The organism is Microbacterium dextranolyticum, from assembly GCF_016907295.1.
Taxonomy (GTDB): domain Bacteria; phylum Actinomycetota; class Actinomycetes; order Actinomycetales; family Microbacteriaceae; genus Microbacterium; species Microbacterium dextranolyticum.
Map to the genome: position 1 here is coordinate 423,772 of NZ_JAFBBR010000001.1, position 22,525 is coordinate 446,296.

16 protein-coding genes are annotated in these 22,525 nt (G+C 69.6%); 10 read left to right on the forward strand and 6 right to left on the reverse strand.

From position 1 onward, the window contains the following. The first annotated feature begins 420 nt into the window (after nucleotides 1-420). Nucleotides 421-3,387, forward strand: coding sequence for a discoidin domain-containing protein (locus tag JOE64_RS14765; RefSeq protein WP_204962647.1), 2,967 nt, complete (start codon nucleotides 421-423; stop codon nucleotides 3,385-3,387). A gap of 326 nt (nucleotides 3,388-3,713) precedes the next feature. Here JOE64_RS14765 and JOE64_RS01870 read toward each other — a convergent pair whose 3' ends face one another. Further along, nucleotides 3,714-7,253, reverse strand: coding sequence for an alpha-L-rhamnosidase-related protein (locus JOE64_RS01870; protein WP_204962649.1), 3,540 nt, complete (start codon nucleotides 7,251-7,253; stop codon nucleotides 3,714-3,716). 178 nt (nucleotides 7,254-7,431) lie between these two features. On the opposite strand from JOE64_RS01870, the gene JOE64_RS01875 reads away from it, so the two are divergent. The 6 genes from JOE64_RS01875 to JOE64_RS01900 all read left to right on the forward strand — a co-directional run bounded on the left by JOE64_RS01875 (nucleotide 7,432) and on the right by JOE64_RS01900 (nucleotide 13,684). Beyond that, nucleotides 7,432-8,454 carry a LacI family DNA-binding transcriptional regulator gene (locus JOE64_RS01875; protein WP_204962650.1) on the forward strand — a complete coding sequence of 341 codons (1,023 nt, stop codon included), beginning with the start codon at nucleotides 7,432-7,434 and terminating at the stop codon, nucleotides 8,452-8,454. A gap of 122 nt (nucleotides 8,455-8,576) precedes the next feature. After that, nucleotides 8,577-9,908: an ABC transporter substrate-binding protein gene (locus JOE64_RS01880; RefSeq protein ID WP_204962651.1), complete on the forward strand. Its 1,332-nt coding sequence runs from the start codon at nucleotides 8,577-8,579 to the stop codon at nucleotides 9,906-9,908. A 67-nt stretch (nucleotides 9,909-9,975) separates the two neighbouring features. After that, the gene (locus JOE64_RS01885) at nucleotides 9,976-10,887 is read left to right on the forward strand and encodes a carbohydrate ABC transporter permease (RefSeq protein ID WP_204962652.1); all 912 of its coding nucleotides are present in this window, start codon (nucleotides 9,976-9,978) and stop codon (nucleotides 10,885-10,887) included. Further along, nucleotides 10,884-11,768 carry a carbohydrate ABC transporter permease gene (locus tag JOE64_RS14435; protein WP_204962653.1) on the forward strand — a complete coding sequence of 295 codons (885 nt, stop codon included), beginning with the start codon at nucleotides 10,884-10,886 and terminating at the stop codon, nucleotides 11,766-11,768. The genes JOE64_RS01885 and JOE64_RS14435 overlap by 4 nt, the downstream gene beginning before the upstream one ends. Before the next feature lie 42 nt (nucleotides 11,769-11,810). Then, nucleotides 11,811-12,896, forward strand: a complete 1,086-nt coding sequence (locus JOE64_RS01895) for a glycoside hydrolase family 130 protein (RefSeq protein ID WP_443673341.1) — start codon at nucleotides 11,811-11,813, stop codon at nucleotides 12,894-12,896. Next, nucleotides 12,893-13,684: an HAD-IIB family hydrolase gene (locus JOE64_RS01900; RefSeq protein WP_204962654.1), complete on the forward strand. Its 792-nt coding sequence runs from the start codon at nucleotides 12,893-12,895 to the stop codon at nucleotides 13,682-13,684. The genes JOE64_RS01895 and JOE64_RS01900 overlap by 4 nt, the downstream gene beginning before the upstream one ends. A gap of 45 nt (nucleotides 13,685-13,729) precedes the next feature. Here JOE64_RS01900 and JOE64_RS01905 read toward each other — a convergent pair whose 3' ends face one another. Then, nucleotides 13,730-15,172 (reverse strand): SPFH domain-containing protein, encoded by a 1,443-nt coding sequence (locus tag JOE64_RS01905; protein ID WP_204962655.1) that lies wholly within the window; start codon nucleotides 15,170-15,172, stop codon nucleotides 13,730-13,732. 174 nt (nucleotides 15,173-15,346) lie between these two features. Here JOE64_RS01905 and JOE64_RS01910 point away from each other — a divergent pair, with 174 nt between their 5' ends. Beyond that, nucleotides 15,347-15,739, forward strand: coding sequence for a DUF4870 domain-containing protein (locus JOE64_RS01910; protein ID WP_372432879.1), 393 nt, complete (start codon nucleotides 15,347-15,349; stop codon nucleotides 15,737-15,739). Here the strand turns inward: JOE64_RS01910 and JOE64_RS01915 are convergent, their stop codons facing one another. Together JOE64_RS01915 and JOE64_RS01920 are read right to left on the reverse strand one after the other, a co-directional pair. Further along, nucleotides 15,740-16,654, reverse strand: coding sequence for an NAD(+)/NADH kinase (locus JOE64_RS01915; RefSeq protein WP_204962656.1), 915 nt, complete (start codon nucleotides 16,652-16,654; stop codon nucleotides 15,740-15,742). A gap of 1 nt (nucleotide 16,655) precedes the next feature. Next, the gene (locus tag JOE64_RS01920) at nucleotides 16,656-17,663 is read right to left on the reverse strand and encodes an SPFH domain-containing protein (protein ID WP_204962658.1); all 1,008 of its coding nucleotides are present in this window, start codon (nucleotides 17,661-17,663) and stop codon (nucleotides 16,656-16,658) included. Nucleotides 17,664-17,752: 89 nt separating this feature from the next. Between JOE64_RS01920 and JOE64_RS01925 the strand changes: the two genes are divergently transcribed. Next, the gene (locus tag JOE64_RS01925) at nucleotides 17,753-18,436 is read left to right on the forward strand and encodes an NUDIX hydrolase (RefSeq protein ID WP_204962660.1); all 684 of its coding nucleotides are present in this window, start codon (nucleotides 17,753-17,755) and stop codon (nucleotides 18,434-18,436) included. A 144-nt stretch (nucleotides 18,437-18,580) separates the two neighbouring features. Here JOE64_RS01925 and JOE64_RS01930 read toward each other — a convergent pair whose 3' ends face one another. Next, nucleotides 18,581-20,146 (reverse strand): class I SAM-dependent methyltransferase, encoded by a 1,566-nt coding sequence (locus tag JOE64_RS01930; RefSeq protein ID WP_204962662.1) that lies wholly within the window; start codon nucleotides 20,144-20,146, stop codon nucleotides 18,581-18,583. Nucleotides 20,147-20,305: 159 nt separating this feature from the next. Between JOE64_RS01930 and JOE64_RS01935 the strand changes: the two genes are divergently transcribed. After that, entirely contained in the window at nucleotides 20,306-21,694 is a 1,389-nt protein-coding gene (locus JOE64_RS01935; protein WP_204962664.1) for a glycine--tRNA ligase, read from the forward strand. A 226-nt stretch (nucleotides 21,695-21,920) separates the two neighbouring features. Here the strand turns inward: JOE64_RS01935 and JOE64_RS01940 are convergent, their stop codons facing one another. Further along, entirely contained in the window at nucleotides 21,921-22,502 is a 582-nt protein-coding gene (locus JOE64_RS01940) for an HhH-GPD-type base excision DNA repair protein (RefSeq protein ID WP_204962666.1), read from the reverse strand. Nucleotides 22,503-22,525 lie beyond the last annotated feature (23 nt).

Below are 22,525 nucleotides of genomic sequence, written 5' to 3' on the forward strand. Positions count from 1 at the left end.
CGGCCTCTCGCTTCTGCCGTTCGGAGGCGCCGCTTCGCGGGTGTCGTCGCGCAGAACCCGCGCATCGGCGCCTCCGAACGCGCGGGGGATGCCTGTGAGGGCAGCATGCACCGAAACGCTTCGGTGCGGGCGAGGGGTGCCTTGTTCCTTGTGAAGTCGGGGCACTTCTCATCGGCGGCGAGATGCAGCGGGGTTGGCGGGGGTGGATCCTCTGGCGTTCGACGCTGATTACCGATACGTTTCGGTAAGGCGGGGCATGGATGCCACGTCGATGTAAGCGGGGCCGCAGACCGCCGCACCGCATCTCGCGTTCGAATCGACGACGACCCAGTGAGAGAAGAGCCCATGAGCACAGCATTCCCCCCTCCATCCCGACGACATGGCAGCCGCCGGTGGATTACTCCCCTGGCTGCGGCGACCGTGGTTGCGACGATCGCCGGCGGCGGTGTCGCCACGGCCGCCCAGGCGAGCGACGGCGTCACCACGGCCGCGCCGGCGCGCGCTTCGCTCGCGGTGATCGACGACTTCCCGCGCGATCCCGCACCCTGGAGCGACTTCGACTGGGCGCAGCGCGCGCGTGACTTCGACTCCTACCTGTACGACTGGACCGATCGCGGCGTGTACACGACGATCTACGACGACCCGGCACCGCTGAACATGCCCGCGGGCTCGAAGAGCTACCGCGTCCCCGCGTATTACGGCGACACGCGCGTCCTGCAGGCCGAAGGGCACCAGGAATCCGTCGCGCAGATGGCGTCGGTCGTGGGCGCGACGCTGGTCGGGATCGACAAGTCGAACCAGGGCGGCCGCAACTACGTCGACATGCTGCGCACGTTCTTCCACCCCGAGCTCGGCGTCGCCCGCAACACCCCCGACGGCAGCGACGACGCTCCGGGAAGCCAGTCGATGTGGTACGCCACGACGGCGAACGTCCTGTACTCGATGCTCGGCGCCCAGTACCCCCACGCCACCGACATGGACCAGATCCAGCGTTCGATCGCGGACAAGCACTACGAGATGCTGCAGACTCTCGGCGGACCGAACGCCGACCTCACGATGCAGGACTTCGACTTCGCGACCATGACGCCGCATCGAGGCGGACGCAACGAAGGCGGCGACGTCGCGGCCGGGACCTCGGCGATTCTCTTGTGGGCGTATGAGAGGTTCGGTGACACGAAGTACCTCGACGGCGCCACCTGGGCGATGGACTATCTCGCCCGCGCCAAGAGCAGCCTGTACTACGAGATGCTTCCCGTGCTCGCCCCGTACGTCGCGGCTCGGCTCAACGCCGAGGCCGGAACGGACTACGACGTCGTGCACATGTTCTCGCAGATCCGGCTGGGGCTCGAAGGAAACGTGCGCCCCAACTGGGGCATCATGGGCGGCGACGGCTGGGACGGCTTCGACACCCAGTCGCTCTCGGGCAGCCGCACCGACATGCAGGGCTACGCCTTCGCGATGAACTCCTTCGCGACGCCCTGGCTCGCCGCGACGGCGAAGTACGACACGCGATTCGCGGATGCCGTGGGCCTGTGGATGCTCAACCTGTACAACGCCGGGCGGTTCTTCTACGCCGACCAGATGAGCCCAGCCCTGCAGCAGGATGGGGATCGATTCATCAACGATCCCGCTCATGTGATCGCCTATGAAGGGCTGCGTCACCGTGCCCCCGGGCGCAGTAGCCTGGTGGCATCGGCCGACGTGTACGACCGTGCCGGCAGTTGGGGCCTGAACCCCGCGACGACCAACCTCGGAATCTACGGCTCGAGCTGGGTGGGGTGGATGGGCGGCACCGTCCACCCGACGAACGTGTCGAAGGTGCTGCGCACCGACCTGAACGCGCTCGACATGTACTCGGGCAGCTACCCGACCTCGCTGTACTACAACCCCGGCACGTCCGACGCCGAGGTGGAGGTCGCCGTCGACGGCACGCGCGATCTGTACGACTCCGCGCGCGATGCGATCCTCGCCTCCGCGGCGACCGGCACGACTCGTATCACGGTGCCGGCCGGTTCGTCTATCGTGCTCGTGCAGCTGCCCGCGGGCGCACCGCGCACCACGTCGGGCCATGAGGTGCTCGTCGACGGCGTCGGCGTCCGCTGGGACACCGACCCGCAGCGCGACCTCGCTCTCGGCGCGTCCGCCCAGGCGAGCGTCGGCGATGCGGCCGCCGTCACCGACGGCGATCCCGGCACGTTCTGGTCCAGTTCGCGCGCGGATGAGCAGCAGGTGCGCGTCGACCTCGGCGAGACCCGCCGCGTCAGCGAGGTGTCGGCGCAGTGGCGCAACCGTCCCACCGGCGACGTGCGCGTCGACACCTCGATGGACGGCCAGTCCTGGTCGCCGCTCGGCGAGGCATCCGCCCCCGTCGACGGCGCGTTCACCGGGATCGCGCGCGACGCGCGCTACGTGCGGCTCTCGGTGGACGGTGGCGGGCTCGGGCAGCAGCAGCTCGTCGCTCTCGAGGTTCGGCAGCGCGACCTCGCGCTCGGCGCCCCTGCGACGGCGAGCTCGACGGCCAACGCCCTGAACGTCCCGGCGCACCTCACCGACGGCTCGGACTTCACACGGTGGGAGTCCAACGCGAGCGATCCGCAGTGGGTGCAGCTGGACCTCGGGCGGGTGAGGGCCGTCGGCAGCGTGCGGCTGAGCTGGGAGACGGCGGCAGGCAAGGCCTACCGCGTCGAACTGTCCGACGACGGTTCGACGTGGGCCACAGCGGCACAGGTCGACAACGGAGACGGCGGCATCGACGAAATCGCCCTCGCTGCCGGCTCGACCGGTCGTTACCTGCGAATCATGGGCACCACGCGCCTGACCACATGGGCCTACTCGCTCTACTCGGTCGAGGCGTACGCTCCGGCCGCCGTGCCGGCGACGTCGCAGCCTGCCCCGGCGATCTCCCTCGACGCCGCCCGCATCGGTGCCGGGGGAAGCGTGACCGTCACGGGAACCGGGTTCGACGCGGGGGAGCGGGTGCTGCTCGAGCTCCATTCGGATCCGGTGGCGCTCGGGGATGCCACGACGGGCCCGGACGGGACGTTCACGCGGACTGTCGTCATTCCCGCGGGAACCGCCGCCCAGGCGCACGAGATCGTCGCCCGAGGGGAATCGTCGGGTCGCGCGGCTCGCGCCGAACTGGCCGTGTACGAACAGGGTGGCTCGAACGGAGGCAACCCGTCCGATGGCGGCAACGGCAACGGCAACGGCAACGGCAACGGGCAGGTGCTTCCGAGCCCGAGCCCGAGCGCGGCCGGCGACACGCAATCCCTGGCCAGCACCGGTGGGTCCGGTGTCGCCGGCGGCCTCCTGGCCGGTGCGCTCGCGCTGATCGGTGGAGCGTTGCTCTTCGCGGTACGCCGCTCGCGGGAGCGCGCCGAGGACTGAGCGCGGCATCGACAGAGCCCCGAGCCGGAATGGCTCGGGGCTCTGTCGCGCGCTCAGCGCGGTCGCCGCCGGTCCCTCGGCAGCGCCTGTCACGCACGAGTGCCTGCCCCCGGCAGCACCCCGCACCTCGGCGGTGCCCGCCCGTCCGGGTTGCCCGTCTCGCGGAGTGTCCGCGCTGCCCCGCCTGTCACCCGGTGCGGTCGTACCGGCGCCAGATCGGCGACCGTGACGTGTCGGGGCGCGCGGAGGGCGACCACCCCGGCGAGGCGGCACGCAAAGAGGGGCGGCATCGGTGAACCCGGTGCCGCCCCTCTTTGCGTGCGGTTCTACTCGCCGTGCTCCGCCGAACCCGTCCGGGACGAGCCGTGCGTGGCATCCGCGGTCGCCGCCCGGCGACGCGAGACGCGCAGGACGATGAGGCCCGCCGCGAGCGCGGCCGCCGCCATCAGCCCCGGCAGCAGCACCGAGAGCAGATCCCCACCGGTCGAGGCGAGACCGTTCGCGCCGGTCGACGTGCCGTTCGAACCCGCCGGGGCGCCCGGCGTGCCGTTCGAGCCCGGCGTGCCGCCGGTGCCGCCGTCGTCACCGCCGGGGGTTCCGGCCGGCGTCACGGCGAGGCCCGCCTGACCGCTGGCGACGCCAGAGGTCACGACGACGGTGTGGGCGCCGGTCTCGACACCCGCGGGGATCGTCACCTCGAGATCGAGGGTCCCCTCTGCGGTGGTCGTCGCAGTCCCGAGAAGGAGCGGGTCGGAGTGCAGCTCGACGCGCACCGGTGTCGACGCGGGCAGCTTCGACGCGTGCAGGGTCACCTTCTCGCCGGCCGCGACGCTGGTCCGCGACAGCGTCACCGGCGCGCACGAGGTCGACAGCGCGATCGACTGACCCTCGGTGGCATCGACTCGGTCGCATACCCCGGGCTGGCCCGCGGCATCTCCGGTGAGTGCGATCTGCGTGCCGTCGATGCCGACCGCGAGCGGGCGACCGAGGTAGTTGAGGCCGCTCACGCCGCCCGTCGCACCGGGCAGCCGCACGAAGGTCGGCGTCCCCTCGTCCGAGCGGAAGCCGTTGAGGATCCACAGGTTGTCGATGACGTGGGCCATGCCGAATGTGGTCGGGCTCTCGCCGCGCGAGATCGGCTCTGCGCCGTTCTTGCCGGCCTGGTAGACCTCGCTGAACTTGTGCGTCCGTGTGATGTCGCGGAGCGTCGCCTCGAGGTACACCTGCGCCTTCCGCGTCTGCCCGTGCTCGAGCAGGCCGTAGGCGATGAACTGGGCATCGGGCGCCTTGAGGGCGTCCGACGCCGTGCCCGCGAACTGCTGCGAGGGGTCGTACTCCTCGTCGAAGCGCGCCATGATCGCCGCGGTCTCGCCATCGGTGAGGCCGGGAAGGTGCAGGCCGGTGCCCACGTAGTTGACCGTTCCCTTGCGCTGGTCGTACGTGGCGTCGGGCCGGCTCGTCCAGTAGTACTGCACAGCCTTACCGTCCGGCATGAAGAACCACTCCTGGTACTGCGCGAGGAGGGTGTTCCGCAAGGTGGTGAAGCCCTCGGCATCCGCATCTCGTCCGAGCACTCGTGCGCTCTGCGCCGCGTACTGCAGGTCGATGGCGAGCGAGTTGACGAACTCGGCGTCGCGCTCATCCGCTGCAGACACACCGCCGCCCGGGAAGTGCGAATCGATGTTCCACGCCAGGTGCTCGCTCGACCACGTCATGTGCGCCTTGACGGCGGGGTAGACCTGCGCGAGCTTCTCGGCGTCGCCGGTCACCGAATACAGCATCCACGCCGTCTGCGCCTTGCGGCTGGGCAGGGACTCGCCGTTCAGGCCGCCGTCGCTCTCGACGTCGGCGAGCATGCCGATGAGCGAATCCCAGGCCAGATCGGGTTCGGTGTACGCGAGGTACTGGATGCCGAGCAGCGAATCCCAGCTCGCCGATGCGCGGTTGCGCGCCGAGCCGCCGTTGTAGGTCGCGGCCTTGCCGGTGGCCACCTGCGAGTGGCTGATGCCGCTCTCGGGCTGCGGCGGGACGACGGTCTGGGCGAGGGCGACGAACGCCCGGTAGTAGATCGCCCGGATAGCCTCGGGTGAGACGCCGACGGCGTCCACCGCGTGCAGGGAGAAGTCTGTCACGGCAGGAACACGGGCGAGGTAGTCGTTCCACTCCTGCGTGCGCGAGTCGAGTGCGGCGCGCACGGCGGAGGTGTCGGTGCCGGCTACCGCGCTCGCCGCCGCGGCGCGCGCCGGAGCATCGCCGGTGCCGTAGGCGTAGCCGAGCCCGATCGCGCTCTCGCGGTCGGCGGGCAGGAGCGCCAGCCACGTGCGGCTCGACGTCGTCGGAGCGGTCGTGCCGCCCGCACCCAGGGAAGCTGCCGCGAGCGTGTCGAAGAACAGCACCTGCGCGTCTGCGGGGAACCCGACCGCTCGGGTGAAGCCGTCGCGTGTCACCGTCAGTGCGCGGCCGGCGGCATCCCACGAGGCCGCATCGGAGAAGTTGCCGGTGAGAGTCGGCGCGCCGCCGCGCAGGCCTGCCGGTGAGACGAGGCGAGAGACGGTGTCCGCGTCGACGAAGACGTCGCGCGTCGAGTACGACCCCGCATCGCCGTACGTGCCCGTCCAGTCGAGGGACTGCGGGTTCCACGTGTTTGTCGCCGCGGTGGGGGCCTGCGTCCAGCTGTTCGAGCCGTGGAAGGAGATGCGCGTGAACGTCGCGGAAGTCGGGGTCGGCGTCTTCGTCGAGAAGAGCTTCACCCCGAAGGTCTGCACTCCGGTCCGCCCCGTCAGCGCGGCGATGTCGTAGCTGAACACGCCGGTCGCGGCGGTGTCGTTCTGGATCGTCGCGAAGTCACCGGAGCCGTCCGTTCCGGTGAGCTTCAGAGCCCACTGCGACCCGGTGCTGAGAGGTCCGACCGCGAGCGTCAGCACGGGGCTGGCGGACAGATCCACGGTCACGGTGCGTGCGACCGCGCCGAACCCGTCTCGCGATGAGCTGGTGATCGTCGCCCCGTGCCCGGATGCCGCAGGAGCGATCGTCGCGCCGTTGTTGGACTGGACGTTCGTGCGCCACGCGCTCAGGTCGGAGAAGTCGTCGACGAAGGCCGGGCGCGCGTGCACCGAGACGGCGCGGAACGTCGCCGCACCGTTGCCGGACGCGAACAGCTTGATCGTCGCCTTTCCGCTCGGGATGCCCAGCGCCTTGAGGTCGTAGGCGAACGTCCCGGTGGTCGCGACGTCGTTCTGGACGACGATGTCGCCCTTGCCCTCGGGCGCGATCTTCAGCGCCCATTTGGCGGCCGCGGCCACCGACACGAGCAGGACGGGGTCGGTATCAACATCGAGCGTGAGGTCTCGCCCGACCGCGCCCCAGTCCGTGCCGGGGGCCGGCGTGACGACGCCGCCCTGCGCGGTCGCACTGATCGTCCCGCCGTTGTTGGTGCTCCTCCAGCGAGAAGAGGTGCCTTCGCCGAACGTCTCGCTCAGCAGCGGCGACGCGTCGCCCTCGTCGTAGACCGGTGGGACGGATGTGGGCGCCTCGCCCTGCGTGAATGTGTTGCGCACGACGCCATCGGTCGTCCTCTTCTGCTGGTCGGCGTAGAACATCGTGTCCAGACCGTTGTCCGCCTTCGGACGGGCGTCGTCGGTCTGGCTGTGGCTCGGATTGAGCGCGATCCGGGAATCGGGTTCCGAGATCCAGCGCTGCTGGGCGCTGCTCGAATCGGCGAGGTCGGCCACCGTCACGGGGGCCGTCGAGGCCGCGTCGGGGGGCGAGGCGGCCAACGCCGTCTGCGCGGGGATCGCCAGCGCGCCGACGGACAGCACAGCGGCGACCGTTCTCGCCGCGAAGCGGTGGGACGTTCTGTCCTTCATCAGTCTTCCTTGTCTGATCGGTGTTCGGCTGCGCGTGACACGTAGCACGATTGCCGAAACGTTTCGGCACAATCGCCACCCTATTGACGGCTCCGCGAGGGTGTCAAGCACTCCGGACGCGCGCCGACGCGGTCTGATCTAATGTCGGAGGAATGACGCCAACCTCCGAGAGGGATGCATGGCCGGTCGAGTGACGATCACCGATGTCGCCGCGCACGCGGGCGTCGCCATCAGCTCGGTCTCGAGCGCGTTGAACGGGCGTCCCGGCGTCTCGGAGCAGACTCGGCAGAAGATCGTCGAGGCGGCCCGTGAGCTGGGCTTCGTTCCGTCTGTGCGGGGCAAGAGTCTCGCCGGCAAGAAGACGTTCGCCGTCGGGCTCGTGGTGCATCGCGATCCGGACGTGCTCGAGCTCGACCCGTTCTTCGGTGCATTCATCAACGGCATCGAATCGTGGATCGACGAGCGTGATTTCGCGCTCGTGCTGCAGACGAGTCCGGATGCCGCGGGCACCCTCGAGCGCTATCGACGCCTCGCGGCGGGGCGGCGGGTGGATGGCGTCTTCCTCAACGAGATCGAGATCGACGACCCTCGTGTGGAGCTGGTGCGCGATCTCGGACTGCCCGCGGTGGGCATCAACCCCGACGCGGGTTTTCCCCTGCCGAGCGTCCGGCAGGACCATCGCGCCGGCATCGAGCAGCTCGTCGCCCATCTGGTCGAGCTCGGGCACCGTTCCATCGGCTTCGTCGGGGGGCCCGACCGCTTCATCCACTCGCGACAGCGCGAGGCCGCATGGCGGGACTCCCTCGCCACTCATGGGCTCGAGCCCGGGCCGGTGGTGCAGGGGTCCTTCACCTACGAGGGGGGGATCGAGGCGGCGACCACGATGCTCGCCGCCCGCGCCCGCCCCACGGCCGTGATGTGCGCGAACGATCTGTCGGCGATGGGCTTCATGGCTCAGGCGCAGCACCTCGGCTACGACGTCCCGGGTGATCTGTCGGTCTCGGGGTACGACGGCATCCAGCTCGGTGAGTATCTGCGTCCCGCGTTGACCACGATCCAGACGCAGCCGCGCAAGACCGGCTGCGAAGCCGGAAGGATTCTGCTCGAGCTCATCGACGGACTGCCTGCGGCGGACGTCGACATCGCTCCGGCCGCTCTCGTGGTCCGCTCGTCGACCGGTCCTGCCCGCCCGGTGGGCTGAGGCCGCCGCCTCCACAACGTGCTCGCGCGAGGGTTGCGCTCCGACGGATCGCATGACATGCTGTCGATAACCGAAACGTTTCGGTTATCGACAGCAGAGTCGCAATCACGGAGGAGAGAAGAATGGCAACGAAGAAGTTGCGGGCCACACGCGTGATCCGTCGCGGGGCTGCGGCGGCCACGGCGATCGCCACGGTCGCCGCGCTGACGGCGTGCGCCGGTGGGGGCACCCCGTCGGGCGGCGGGAACGTGTCGGGCGAGCTCCAGATCCTCGTCTCGAGTGCGGATGCCTCCGACGCGGCGTTCAAGCTGATCAACGATGGATTCCAACAGAAGTACCCCGATGTCAAGGTCACCTTGTCGTCGGTGTCGAACGACAACTACCCCGCCACCAAGTCCTCGCGTCTGACGGCGGGGAACGTCGACATCATCGTCGCGAAGAACATGGTCGAGGTGCCCGACTTCGCGAAGGACTCGACCTCCGACGACGTGCTCCTCGCGCGATCGGGAGGTCTGCTCGACCTCACCGACCAGCCGTTCATGAAGAAGTACACCCCGAGCGTGCTCGAGGCGCAGGCGATCGACGGCAAGCAGTACGCCGTGCCCACCGGCCTCAGCTACTCCACGGGCGTCTACTACAACAAGGCGATCTTCGAGAAGAACAACCTCACCGTCCCCACCACATGGAGCGAGCTGGAGAAGGTCATGTCCACTCTGCAGGCCGGTGGCGTCGCGCCGTTCGGCATCGGCGGCAAGGACACCTGGCCCGCGGGTCTGGCGATGCTCGGCGCCGTCGCCGGCACCTACCCCACGGTGGATGACAAGGCGCAGCTCGTCGAGGGCCTGTGGAAGAACACCGCCAGCCTCACCGACCCGAAGCCGCTGTCGATCCTGCAGAAGACCGAAGAGATCCTGCAGCACGCGCAGCCCAATTTCGCCGGCACGGGCTATGACGAGATCCCGGCCGGCTTCGCCGCCGGGTCGTACGCCATGACGATCGACGGCACCTGGAACGAGCCGACGATCAAGGCGGCCGTGGGGGACAAGTTCGGCTACGGCTACTTCCCGCTCCCCGCCTCCGACAACGCCGCGGACAACGCTTTGCTCAACGGCAAGATCGAGCTCCAGCTCGCCGTCGCGGCCGGCGCCAAGAACAAGGACGCCGCGCTCGCGTGGCTGGACTACTTCTCCGACGCCACGAACTACAAGCAGTTCGTCGACCGCTCGGGCTTCTCGCCGGCCCAGCAGGGCATCCAGACGAGTGACTTCCTGACGTCGATCGAGCAGTACACCAGCACGTTCCAGCCCGCGTGGGACCAGAAGTGGGTCGCCAACAACAAGGCGGGCCAGGACGCGGTGTACCCGTTCAACTACCCGGCGCTGGCGCCTCTCGGATCGAGCGACGCGGCGCAGGCAGCCCAGGCGGCGGAGACCGCCTGGAAGGCCGCCTTCTAGGACCCCCCTGTGGTGGCTCCGGCGTCACCGCCGGGGCCACCACCCCATCGATCTCGTCGAGGTATCCGTGTCTCAATCCTTTCCGTTCCCACGACGTGGGCCGGTCCGGCTGACGTTCGGGATCGGCCTGCTGATCCTGACCGTCTTCGGGCTGGTGCCCGCCGTCGCCGTGCTGGCCGTCTCGTTCACCGACCTCCGCGGCCTGCCCTATCTGCCGGTCCACTGGGTGGGCATCGAGAACTACGTCAGCTTCTTCTCGCCGGCGAAGTGGTCCGACAGCCTCAATGCGCTGCGCAACACCCTGATCTTCGCGGTCGTGAGTACCGTCATCCAGATCGTGCTCGCGCTCGCCGTCGCCATCCTCCTCAACCGTCCGCTGCGTGGGCGCAACTTCTACCGAGCCGTCGTGTTCATGCCGACCGTGCTCGGCGTGACCGTCACCGGACTGGTGTGGTCGCTCATGTTCAACGTGACCGGAGGCCCGGCGGCCAGCATCCTGTCGCTGTTCGGTCAGCAGTCCGCGTTCTTCGGCGACCCCAAGATCGCTCTGGCCCTGGTCATCGTCGTGCAGATCTGGATGGTCGTCGGCATCTCGGTGATCATCTTCCTGTCCGGCCTGCAGGCGATCCCCGAAGACCTCTACGAGGCCGGCTCGATCGACGGGGCATCCGGATGGCAGCGCTTCCGGTTCATCACGATCCCTATGCTCGCGCCCTCCATCACCGCCAACGTCCTCCTCGGCATCGTCAACGCGCTGCAGAGCTACCAGCTCACCTACGTGCTCACCGGGCCGAACAACAAATCGACGCAGGTGCTGTCGCTCCTCGTCTACGTCCAGGGCTTCGGCGGGGCATCCGGTACGACCCTGTCGCAGTCCCAGGGCTACGCGGCGGCGATCTCCATGGTCCAGTTCGCGATCGTCGGGATCGTCAGCCTCCTGGCCCTCTGGTACCTGCGCAAGAGAGAGGCGAAGCTGTGAGCACCACGACCGCGACACCCGACACCACTGCCGCGGCGCCGACGCCGCGCGGGGATGCCTCCGGAGCCCGACGGCGGCGACGCTACCCGGTCGGGGCGTACATCTGCGTCGCGCTGCTGCTGATCGTCTTCGTGTTCCCGATCCTGTATCTGCTGAACACCGCGCTCAAGAGCAACGCGGACTTCGTCGCCGACCCCGTCGGGATCGTCACCGACCCGCAGTGGGGTAACTTCCTGCAAGCCTGGAACCAGGGCAACTTCGGTGCCTACATCCTCAACAGCGTGCTGTACACCGTGGTCGGCTCGGTGCTCGGAACCCTGATCTCGGTGGTCCTGGCCTTCCCCGTATCGCGCGGCTACATCAAGGGCGGCAAGTTCTGGTCGGTGCTGTTCGTGCTCGTTCTCTTCCTGCCGAACGCGCTCATCACGCAGTTCCAGTTGCTGCTGCGGCTGGGGCTCTACGACAACCAGCTCGGCTACATCCTGATGGTGGGCGTCGGTGTGGGCGTCGGGCCTCTGCTGTTCAGCGGGTTCGTGAAGTCCATCCCGCGCGAGCTCGATGAAGCCGCCGCCATCGACGGCGTCGGGTACTGGCGCTACCTCGTCTCGTTCGTCGTGCCGCTGTCGAAGCCGGCGCTGTCGACGATCCTGATCCTGCAAGCGGTGTGGATCTGGAACGAGATCATCCTGGCGACGGTGCTCCTGGCAGACCCGGCGAAGTTCCCCGTCACGGTCGGGCTCTACGCCTTCAAAGGCACCTACTCGAACCAATGGCCGCTGCTGGCGGCGGCGACCTTCATCGTGGCCGCCCCTCTGATCATCGGCTACATCTTCATCCAGCGGTACCTCGTCAGCGGCGTGCTCGGCGCTGTCAAGGGCTGACGCCTCCTCCGGACCCCCGCACACTCCTCGAAAGAACCCAGCGTGACCGACACCATTTCTCAGACCCCGACCATCCCCTACACCCTGGAGCGCCTCGGCGTCATCATGCGCCCCGACCCCTCCGACCCGCGCGAGGCCGAGGGGGTGCTCAATCCCGCCACGGCCTGGGGCCCGGACGGGCGCCTGCACCTCTATCCGCGACTGGTCGCCGAGGGGAACATCTCGCGCGTCGGCATCGCCGAGGTCGAGGTGACCGGCGGTGTGCCGACCGGCGTGACGCGGCGCGGTGTCGTGCTCGAGGCCGATCGTGCCTGGGAGCGCGGTACGGGCCACGGCGGCGTGGAAGACCCGCGCATCACGTGGATCCCGTCGCTCGACACACACGTCATGACCTATGTGGCCTTCGGGCCGCTCGGACCGAAGCCGGCGCTCGCGATCTCGAAGGACGGGCAGGACTGGACCCGTCTCGGACCCCTGCAGTTCGCATACGAGGATGCCCTGGACACCGACCTCAACCTGTTCCCCAACAAGGACGTCGTCTTCTTCCCCGAGGTCGTACCGGGCCCGGACGGCGTGCCGAGTTACGCCCTGCTGCACCGACCGATGTGGGACTTCAGCTTCGTGCGCCCCGAGGAGCAGCCTCCCCTTCCGGCCGGAGTGACGGACGACCGTGCCAGCGTCTGGATCTCGTACATCCCCGCCGAGGACGTCGTGGAGGACATCCGTGCGCTCGTGCGCCCCGGCGGACACCGGTTCGTCGCGGGCCCCGAGTTCGAGTGGGAAGCCCTGAAGATCGGAGCAGGCCCCGCCCCGCTGCGCATCGACGAAGGGTGGCTCGTCCTCCACCACGGCGTCACGGGAACCGTCGTGGGCGGAGCGTTCGTGCCGCAGAACAACGTCGAGTACGTCGCCGGCGCCCTGCTTCTCGACGCCGAGGACCCCTCGAAGGTGATCGCCCGGTCGAGCCAGCCGATGCTGGTCCCCGAGACCGAGGAGGAGACCGAGGGGACGGTGGCCAACGTCGTGTTCCCGACGGCGATCGAGAAGATCGAGGGGGCTCACTACGTGTTCTACGGGATGGCGGATTCGGCGATCGGCGTCGCCCGGCTGTCGCGCGTCGACGCGTGAACGCTCTTCCCGCCATCGTCGCGTTCGATCTCGACGACACGCTTGCACCGTCGAAGTCGCCGTTGGCGCCGGAGATGGCCGAGTTACTCGCGGAGCTCGTCGCCCGCACGGACGTCGCGGTGATTTCGGGCGGTCGCTTCGCGCAGTTCGAGTCGCAGCTGATCGCGCCCTTGGCCGCGGTCGGTGTGCGGGAGCCCGCGCGCCTGCACGTGCTGCCGACCTGCGGAACCCAGTACTACCGGTTCGCGGCGGGAGGCTGGGACCGGCTCTACGTCGAACGGCTGTCGGTGGACGAGAGGGAGCGGGCGTTCACCGTGATCGAGCAGGTCGCTCGCGACCTCGACCTGTGGCCGGCCCTTCCCTGGGGGGCGGTGATCGAGGATCGCGAGTCGCAGATCACCTTCTCCGCGCTGGGGCAGCTCGCCCCGATCGACGAGAAGGCGAACTGGGACCCGACCGGTGACCGGAAGCGCCGGCTGCGCGATGCCGTGGCCGTCCGGCTGCCTGATCTCGAGGTGCGCACGGGTGGGTCGACCTCGCTGGATGTCACGCGGCGCTGGCGGGACAAGGCGTATGGAATCGGGCGGCTGTGCGAGCAGACAGGGCGCCGGCTCGACGAGATCCTGTTCTTCGGCGACCAGCTCCAGCCCGGAGGGAATGACAACCCGGTGCTCGAACTCGGTGTGGCCTGCGTCGCGGTGTCGGGCTGGCCCGACACCGCGCGCCAACTGCACGCGAGGCTCGGCCATGCGCCGACCACGGCGGGCTTCACCGCCGCAGCCCGCTGAATCGGTTCGCCGGACCCCGCGCCCGGCGAACCGATACCGGCGTCGTTACTCGGCGGCGACAGCCTCGGGAGCCGCGGCAGCATCCGCTCCGGGTTCGGTCGTGGTGCTCGCCCGGCTCGCCCTGCGTGCGCTGGCCGCGGCATCCTCTTCGCGGATGCCCTGTGCGATCCCGCGACCGGTCGCCTGACCCTGGATGACCTGACGCAGGTCGATCCCGGTGGCTGCCTCGATCGCGTCGAAGCTGGCCCGCATGCTCGAGGCGGACTCCGCGGCCATGTGGCTGGATGCCCCTTCGCCGCCGAGCACCGTGATCGAGCCGACCTTGTCGAAGCCGCGCGCGAACTCGGTCATCATCGGCACGAGCGCCTCGAGGGCCCGCTGGGCGAGCAGTGCCTCCTGATTCTTGGAGAGCGCCTCGGCCTCGGCCTCGATGGCCGCGGCCCGGGCCTCGCCGACCAGGCGCACCGCGTCGGCCTCGGCCTGGGCGCGAAGCCTGGTGGCCTCCGCCTCCTGCGCGGCGATCTGCGCACGGGCCTCGGCGGCCTTGACCTCGCCGTACGCGGTTCCGTCGGCCGCCCGCTGACGCTGGTACAGGTCCGCGTCGGCGACCTTCTTGATGTCGGCGTCGAGCTGGGCCTGCTTGTTCTCGGCGCCCTGCAACAGCACCGCCTGCTCGCGCTCGGCACGGGCCAGGGCCTCGGCCTGGTCCGCCTCGGCACGGGCCCGTCCGACCTCGGCGGCCGCGGCGGCGGAGTTCTTGTCGAAGGCGGTCTGCTCGACGAGGTTCGCCTCGTCGGTCGCGATCTGACGCGCGCGCACTTCGCGAGCGGCGTTGATGCGGGCGACCTCGGCCTCGCGGCGGACGCGCTCGACCTCGGTCGCGCCGAGCGCGTCGATGTAGCCGTTCTTGTCGGTGACGCCCTGGATCTGGAACGAGTCGAGGATGAGGCCCTGGGCGAGCAGGTCGCTCTTGATGCCTTCGGCGATCTGGTCCGACAGCTTCTGCCGGTCCTTCATGAGCTGCTCGACCGTCAGCGTCGCGACGACGCCGCGCAGGGCGCCCTCAAGCTGCTCCGTGGTGAACTGCTCGATCGCGCCATCCTGGGAGAGGAACCGCTCGGCGGCGCGGCGGACGAACTCCGGATCCGAGCCGATCTTGACGAGGGCGACACCCGACACGTTGACGGTCACGCCGTTGGATGCCTGGGCGGTCGGCTCCATCTTGATCTGCCGCGCACGCAGCGAGATCATCTCGGCCCGCTGGGTCAGCGGGTTCACGAGGGCTCCGCCCCCGGTGATGACCGAGATGCGCGACGATTCGCCGCTGGCGCTCTTCTGGTTCTTACCGACGACCACGAGCGCCTGGTCGGCCTTGGCGACCTTGTACCAGGCCCGCACCATGATGAGCAGGAAGATCAGGAGGATGATGGCGGCGACGACGGCGATCGAGACGATCACGAGCGTGCCGCCGGCGGCGAGGATGTCCATGGAGTGAACCCACTTCCTTGTCGATGTCCTTCGACCGTATCCGGTGTCGCGGGCCGCTCGCTTCCCTCGCGTGGCGGATATCCGGCAGCGTGCCGACGGCTGCGCCGGGGCATCCGTCGACATCTTCCGGTTATCCCCCGGGACCCCCCGACCCCTCGCCCCTAGGCTGGAGCCATGACGACTCCGCCCCCGAATCAGCCGCCGTACCCGCCGCAGGGCTCCGCGACCTACCCCGCCGCGCAGCCGATGAACCCCGCCGACGAGAAGATGTGGGCGACGCTTATCCACATCGGCGGCGTCTTCTACTTCCTGCCGTCGCTCATCGGGTACCTCGTGCTGAAGGACCGCGGTCCGTTCGTGCGCGCGCACACCGCGACGGCGCTCAACTTCCAAATCACGATGCTGATCGCGTCGGCCGTCGGCGGCATCCTCTCCATCATCGGCATCGGACTGCTCATCCTGGCGCTCGTCTGGGTCTTCAACGTCGTCTTCTCGATCATCGCTGCGGTCAAGGCGAGTCAGGGGCAGTGGTACACCTACCCCCTGTCGATCCCGATCGTCAGCTGATCACCGCGTGGGGCGCGGGGCCTCGACCGTCCGCAGCGTCCGCTCGGCGATGGTGACGCTCACGCGCTGACCCCACGAGAGCGTGAGGCGGTCGTCCTCCATGCCGTCGCCGAAGGCGACGAGGCGGTCGGACTCGACGCGCAGCGTGAGTCCGCCGCCTGCCGCGTCGTCGTCGAGACGCCCCGCGAGCAGGTCCGCTCCGGTGCTCGGAGAGGGCCAGGGCTCGCGCACGAACCAGGCGAGCGACCGGTCGGTGGGGGAGGGCAGGGGCAGCCCGGGGGACTGGATGCGGGCGATCGAGGCGCACCATCCGGTCGCGCCGGTTCCGGTGCCGACGATGACGCCTGAGGACGACTGCCGCTCGCGCCGCGCCGCGACATCCAGCGTGTAGCGCGCCGATTGATGCCCCGGCTGGCCGATCATCACCTCGTTCAGCGCCGTGAGCGACTGGCCGTCGTCGGTGCGCACCTGCACCATCGTGCGCTCGCAGACACGCGCCGCCCCGGCCTGTGCGGTCTCGGCGAGAGCGACGCCGGCCGCGGGCGTGTGCGGCACGAGCACGCCCGCGTTGACGCCGGGCAGCGGGTCGATGCCGATCACGCGCTGCGCGCCGAGGTACTTCGCCGCGTTGGCGACGAGACCGTCCTGCCCGACGACGAGGATGACGTCGTCGGGCTCGAAGACGAAGCGGGCGAGCTCACCGCGCTCGACGGATGCCCGGCGCCAGTCCACGGGAAGGCCCGCGGCGACGTCGGCGAGCGCGGCGCGGGTGCGTTCGTGTCGTTCCTCGACGGCGGCCAGGCTCTGGCCACGCTGGTCGAGGAAGAACGCCACCTGACCGCGGGTGCCGTGCCGGGCGAGCAGTTCGGTGAGCTCGCTCGCCCGGTGCACGATCACCGCGCGGGGGGCGGACATCTCAACGACCTCCGGCGCGGGCGCCCAGGCGGCCGACGAGATCGGTCAGCAGGTCGGGCGTGACGGTGAGGTGCTCGATGCGGGGCAGGTTGCCGGCCAGCTCACGCAGGGCGAGAGCGGTGAGCACGTCGACGGGCACGCTCTGGAGTGCCGCCATGCGGGCCTGTTCGGCGGCGCCGGCGGCCTCGCCGAGGGCCCGTTCGGCATCGGCGCGGGCATGGGCGTTCGTGCGGGTGCGCTCGGCTTCGGCATCGACGGCGATCCGTGCCGCGACGGCGGCCTGTTCGGCCTCGATGCGGGCGTTGCGGCCGCGTGCGGTGACCAGCTCCTCCTGCCGGCGTGCCAGCTCGACCTGGTTGGACAGCTCGTTCTCGCCGATGGCCGCTTCGCGCTCGACCGCGACGGCGCGCCGGGCGAACGTCGCCTTGTCGGCGTCCTGCTGGATCGCCTCTCGGGCGGGGGTCTGCAGTGCGCGCTCGACGTCGGGTTCGGCGCGCAGCAGAGAGAACCGCACACCGACGATCGCGATCCCGAGGTCGGTGAGGCGGGTGTCGGTCGCGAGCATGGCGGTCGCGGCTGCGCCGAGGTCGGCGAGGTCGGCGCGCAGCGCGCTGTCGAGGGTCTTCGGCTGCAGCAGGTGCACGACCGCGGCGGTCGTCGCCCCGTGCAGCGGTGCGGCGATCGCGTCGAGGGGCCGCTCGGCCCAGATGCCCGTGGACAGGTCGATGGAGAAGTCGATGCGTCGTGCGGCGAGCTCGGGGTCGACGATCCGGTACGTCGCCGTGGCCGGGGCGGACAGCTGCTGCAGGTCGGCGGTGCGCAGGTTCACGACGACCGACAACTCGCGGTCATCGAGGGGCACCTCGCTGATTGCGGCGTCGAGCGCGCGGAACCAGAAGGCCTGTCCGGCGCCGGCGTGGCGCAGCGCCCCGCGGCGCAGGTGCGTCACGTGCATCGTCGGCGTGGCGCTCAGGTGCCGGAGGAACGGGCGGGTGGTGATGGTGGCCATGGCATCCTTCTTTCTCTCTTGATGTCACTCTGACGATAACTCCGTGAGCGGCTTATCGTCAAGATGACGATTTGAGGTAGTCTGAATCCGTGGATCCCTTCTCGTTCGCGGTCGCCGCCGACCTCGTGGTGCTGACGATCCGGGATCGGGCTCTCCACGTGCTGCTCGTCGAGCGCGGGATCGAGCCGGCTGCACGCGCGTGGGCGTTGCCCGGTGGGTTCGTGCTCGCGGACGAGGATGTCGAGGCGGCCGCGTACCGGGAACTCGCCGAAGAGACGGGGGTGGCGGCAGGCATCCACCTCGAGCAGGTGCGCACCTACGGACACCCGGCCCGCGATCCTCGCGGTCGCGTCGTGAGTGTCGCGTGGCTCGCGCTCGCGCCCGACCTCGCCGAGCCCTTCGCGGGCTCGGACGCCCGGTCGGCGCGGTGGTGGCCGGTCGCCGCGGTCGAGAGCGGCGCCCTGCCGCTGGCGTTCGACCACGTCGCGATTTTCGCGGATGCCGTCGAGCGCGCCCGTGCGAAGCTCGAGTACTCCGCCCTCGCGATGGCGTTCTGCCCGCCCGAGTTCACGATCGCCCAGCTGCGCGCCGTCTACGAGGCGGTGTGGGGTGTGCCGGTGGATCCCCGCAACTTCCACCGCAAGATCACGGGGGCGCCCGGATTCGTGGAACCCACCGGCACGCTCTCGCGCGAGGGAGGGCGACCCGCCCAGCTGTTCCGCGCCGGGCCGGTCGGCCAGTTGCAGCCGCCGCTCACCCGCCTCGGGCACTGAGCCGGCGCGCCGGCTCGGCGCGCGGCGCGTCACCAGAATTGGAGACTGCGCTCAGAATCGGATGCCAGGGCCAGAATCGTCCGCATCTGGCCGCATCCTCCGGTTCTGCGGCACCCTCCGGTTCTGCGGCACTGGGCGCGCCCCTCAGGCGGGCCGTCGGGCGACCAGCAGCAGGTGCGTGTCGGGCCAGTCGAGCGGCTCGTCGTCGAGGTCGGTGAGGGATGCCGCGGGCGCGAAACGATTCTCGACGAGCCAGTCGTTGCGCCACGGCCCGGACCGCTCGTCGATCTCGAGTCCGACCGAGGCGACCAGCACGCGCCAGTCCGCCCACGACAGGGCGCAGAACCTCTCGTGCATCTCGGACAGCCAGTTGTGCGTGTACGAGACGGTCTCGAGGAACTCCATCGCGTCGCCCAGGCGCAGCTCGATCGTCCGCTCGTCGCGCACCTCGTACTGCCACGGGGCGCCGCTGAGCGCCGTGAAGTCCTGCGCGAACTGCGCGACCCGGCTGCCCACCGGCAGGGCGTCGAGCGAGGCCGCGATCTCGTCGTTCGACCCGGTCAGCTCGCGCGCCGGCGTCGTGACATCGCCGCCTGAGAAATGCAGCCGCACGAGTCGGTCGGGGTCGGCCGGGCCGCACACGTCCGAGTTGATCCACACGCCGCCGGGCATCGTGTGGTCGGCGATCGCCTGCGCGAAGGACTCGAGTGAGGGCATCCCGTCACCGTACGAATAGATCTCGTGGGTCAAGGCGAAGCTCAGCGTCGTCGCGATGGTGCGATCGGGAAAGAGCCTGCCGGCGAGGATGTTGCGTCGGTAGAAGAACGTGTTGGGGTTGGCGAAAGCGCCCTCCGACTTCTTGTGCTCGCACTGCGCGAACAGGTCGGGAGCGACCTCGACGCCGATCAGGTCCGACTCGGCGAGCGTCGGCTCGCGCGAGGCGAGTTCCAGCATTGCGCCGGTCGCGCAGCCGAGGTCCGCGATCCGCCCGGGCACGACCCAGGGGCGTGCCTGCGCCCACTTGCGCTCCGCGGCATCCTCGAACGCGCGGCTGTAGGTGCGGTAGTCGCGGGTCTGCGTGAGGCCCCGCTCGTCGCCGATCACGGGGTCGGCCGCGATGCGCCGCGCCAGCTCGGCCAGCCCGTAGCGGTCGACGATGTCGAGGCTCGCGGGGTGGGCGTCGGTGCGCCAGGCATCCGACCCGGCCATCAGCTCGTCGAGCAGCTGCCAGGGCGTGCGGGGCGCGTCGGGGTGGCCGTGCTCCATCGGAGCGATGCGATACCCGAGGGTGCGGTACATCTCGGCGACCTGCGGGGTCGAGGTGGCGACGACGGTGGTCTCCGGCGACGGCGTGACCCGCTCATCGGTCGCGTACGCGATCTCCTTGAGCGTGATCTCGGCGAACCGCGGCGTGGGGGCCACGTCGACCACGGGCACCACGAGGGAGGGGATCCGCTCGACGTGCGCCAGGATCTCGATCGCGGCTTCGCGCCGGTGTGCAGCGAACGGGTTCCGCCGGGTCATGGCATGGTTCGCGCTGGTGACGGCCCAGACGACGACCGCGTCGGGGGCGACGGCGATCGATGCGCCGTTCTGGTCCGCGATCTCGCCGGCGAGAAGGCGCCGCAGGTAGTCCGCCTGGAACCGCGTCAGCAGGTGGTGGCGTCCGGGAACGATGACGTACTGGGCCTCGTGACGGCGTGAGCTCACCCGCCCCACGTTAGTCACCGCGCCCCCCACCCCCGTCGACACCCGCCGATCACCGGCGCGCCGAAAGCCCGCGATGGGGCGCGGCTAGACTTGACGGATGCCGCCTCACGCGGCATCCGCATCCTTTCGCCTTTCCGGCACGACCATTTGGAGCCACCTGTGGCCGAGCAGTCCCGCCTCGACAAAGTCATCGCCCTCGCCCGTCACCGCGGGTTCGTGTTCCAGGCCGGTGAGATCTACGGCGGTTCGCGCTCCGCGTGGGACTACGGCCCCCTCGGCACCGAGCTGAAGGAGAATATCCGCCGGCAGTGGTGGCAGACCTTCGTGCGCGGCCGCGGCGACATGGTCGGCCTGGACTCGTCGATCATCCTGCCCAAGCGCGTGTGGGAGGCATCCGGCCACGTCGCCACCTTCTCCGACCCGCTCGTGGAGTGCCTGCACTGCCACAAGCGGTTCCGCGCCGACACGCTCATCGAAGACTTCGAAGCCCGCAAGGGCCGCGCCGCCGAGAACGGCCTGGCCGACGTGCCGTGCCCGAACTGCGGCACGAAGGGTCAGTACACCGAGCCGAAGGACTTCTCGGGCCTCGTGAAGACGTACCTCGGCGTCGTCGACGACGAGTCGGGCCTGTACTTCCTGCGGCCCGAGACCGCGCAGGGCATCTTCGTGAACTTCTCGAACGTCCTCACCGCGTCGCGCAAGAAGCCGCCGTTCGGCATCGGCCAGGTCGGCAAGGCATTCCGCAACGAGATCACGCCCGGCAACTTCATCTTCCGCACGCGCGAGTTCGAGCAGATGGAGATCGAGTTCTTCACGCCGCCCGCCGAGGCGCAGGAATGGTTCGAGCACTGGGTCGCCGCGTGCTGGGACTGGTTCATCGACCTCGGCATCGACCCCGACAACATGCGTCAGTTCGACGTGCCGCAGGAGGACCGTGCGCACTACTCGGCCGGCACGATCGACGTCGAGTACCGCTTCGGCTTCCCGGGCAAGGAGTGGGGCGAGCTCATGGGCATCGCCAACCGCACCGACTACGACCTGAACTCGCACATCGAGGCATCCGGCCAGTCGCTGACCTACTTCGACCAGGCATCCGGCGAGAAGTACGTGCCCTTCGTCATCGAGCCCTCGTTCGGTCTGACGCGCTCGATGATGGCGTTCCTCGTCGACGCCTACCGCGAGGAGGAGGTGCCCAACGCCAAGGGCGGCACCGACACCCGCACCGTGCTGAAGCTCGACCCGCGCCTCGCGCCGGTGAAGGTCGCCGTGCTGCCCCTCTCGCGCAACGAGCGGCTGTCGCCGCTGGCGCGCCAGGTCGCCGACTCGCTGCGTGCCCAGGGCTGGAACGTCGACTTCGACGACGCCGGCGCGATCGGCCGCCGCTACCGCCGTCAGGACGAGATCGGCACGCCGCTGTGCGTCACGATCGACTTCGACTCGCTCGACGACAACGCCGTGACGGTGCGCGACCGCGACACCATGGGTCAGGAGCGCATCGGGCTCGACGCCCTCGTCGCGTACCTGGGGGAGCGTCTGCGCGGCGCCTGAGCCGGTCCGCTTTCGCCGGGGGGGGGTGTGTCCCATTTTCGGCGCGCCATGTCCCGAGTTCGGTGGGGTGTGCCCGGTGAGGGCTAGCGTGTCCCGATTTCTGCAGGCCGTGTCCCACTTTCGGTGAGCCATGTCCCAGAAAGTGCTGCTCGGGATGCCTCGAAGCAGCAGTTAGTGGGACATGCCCCGGATCCGGCGCCAAAGCCGCCGCGAAGACGGCGAGCGGTCAGGCCTTGCCGGCTGAGGTCTTCGCGGCGGCTTTCGCGGCCTGCTTGAACGCCCGCACCTTCGCGAGCGAGTCGGGCGAGACGATGTCGGCGACCGAGCGGAACGATCCTGCTTCGCCGTAGGGGGCGGATGCCTCGCGCCACCCCGCGCCGTCGAAACCGCACTGCTTGCCGAGCAGGGCGAGGAAGATTCTGGCCTTCTGATCGCCGAATCCCGGCAGGGCTTTGAGGCGCTTCAGGACGGTCGCTCCGTCCGGATCGTCGCGCGTCCACAGTTCCGCCGCATCGCCGCCCCAGTCCTCGACGAGTGCGCGGCAGAGCGCCTGTACCCGCGTCGCCATCGATCCCGGATAGCGATGCACGGCCGGGCTCTGACGGAACGATGCCTCGAAGTCCTCGGGATCGATCGCGGCGAGCGTCGCGGCATCCATCGCGCCGGTGCGCTGCTCGATCTTGAGTGGCCCGGTGAACGCGGTCTCCATCGCGATCTGCTGGTCGAGCAGCATCCCGATCAGCAAGGCGAGCGGGTTCTCGGTGAGCAGGGTGTCGGCGTCGGCGTCGTCGGTGATGTGCAGGGCCATACGTCGAGTGTCGCACCGCGCGT

Excerpts from the sequence above, each read along its gene's own strand:
- JOE64_RS01870 (WP_204962649.1), bottom strand. The coding sequence starts at position 7,253 with ATGAAGGACAGAACGTCCCACCGCTTCGCGGCGAGAACGGTCGCCGCT.
- JOE64_RS01875 (WP_204962650.1), top strand. The coding sequence starts at position 7,432 with ATGGCCGGTCGAGTGACGATCACCGATGTCGCCGCGCACGCGGGCGTC.
- JOE64_RS01880 (WP_204962651.1), top strand. The coding sequence starts at position 8,577 with ATGGCAACGAAGAAGTTGCGGGCCACACGCGTGATCCGTCGCGGGGCT.
- JOE64_RS01905 (WP_204962655.1), bottom strand. The coding sequence starts at position 15,172 with ATGGACATCCTCGCCGCCGGCGGCACGCTCGTGATCGTCTCGATCGCC.
- JOE64_RS01910 (WP_372432879.1), top strand. The coding sequence starts at position 15,347 with ATGACGACTCCGCCCCCGAATCAGCCGCCGTACCCGCCGCAGGGCTCC.
- JOE64_RS01915 (WP_204962656.1), bottom strand. The coding sequence starts at position 16,654 with ATGTCCGCCCCCCGCGCGGTGATCGTGCACCGGGCGAGCGAGCTCACC.
- JOE64_RS01920 (WP_204962658.1), bottom strand. The coding sequence starts at position 17,663 with ATGGCCACCATCACCACCCGCCCGTTCCTCCGGCACCTGAGCGCCACG.
- JOE64_RS01940 (WP_204962666.1), bottom strand. The coding sequence starts at position 22,502 with ATGGCCCTGCACATCACCGACGACGCCGACGCCGACACCCTGCTCACC.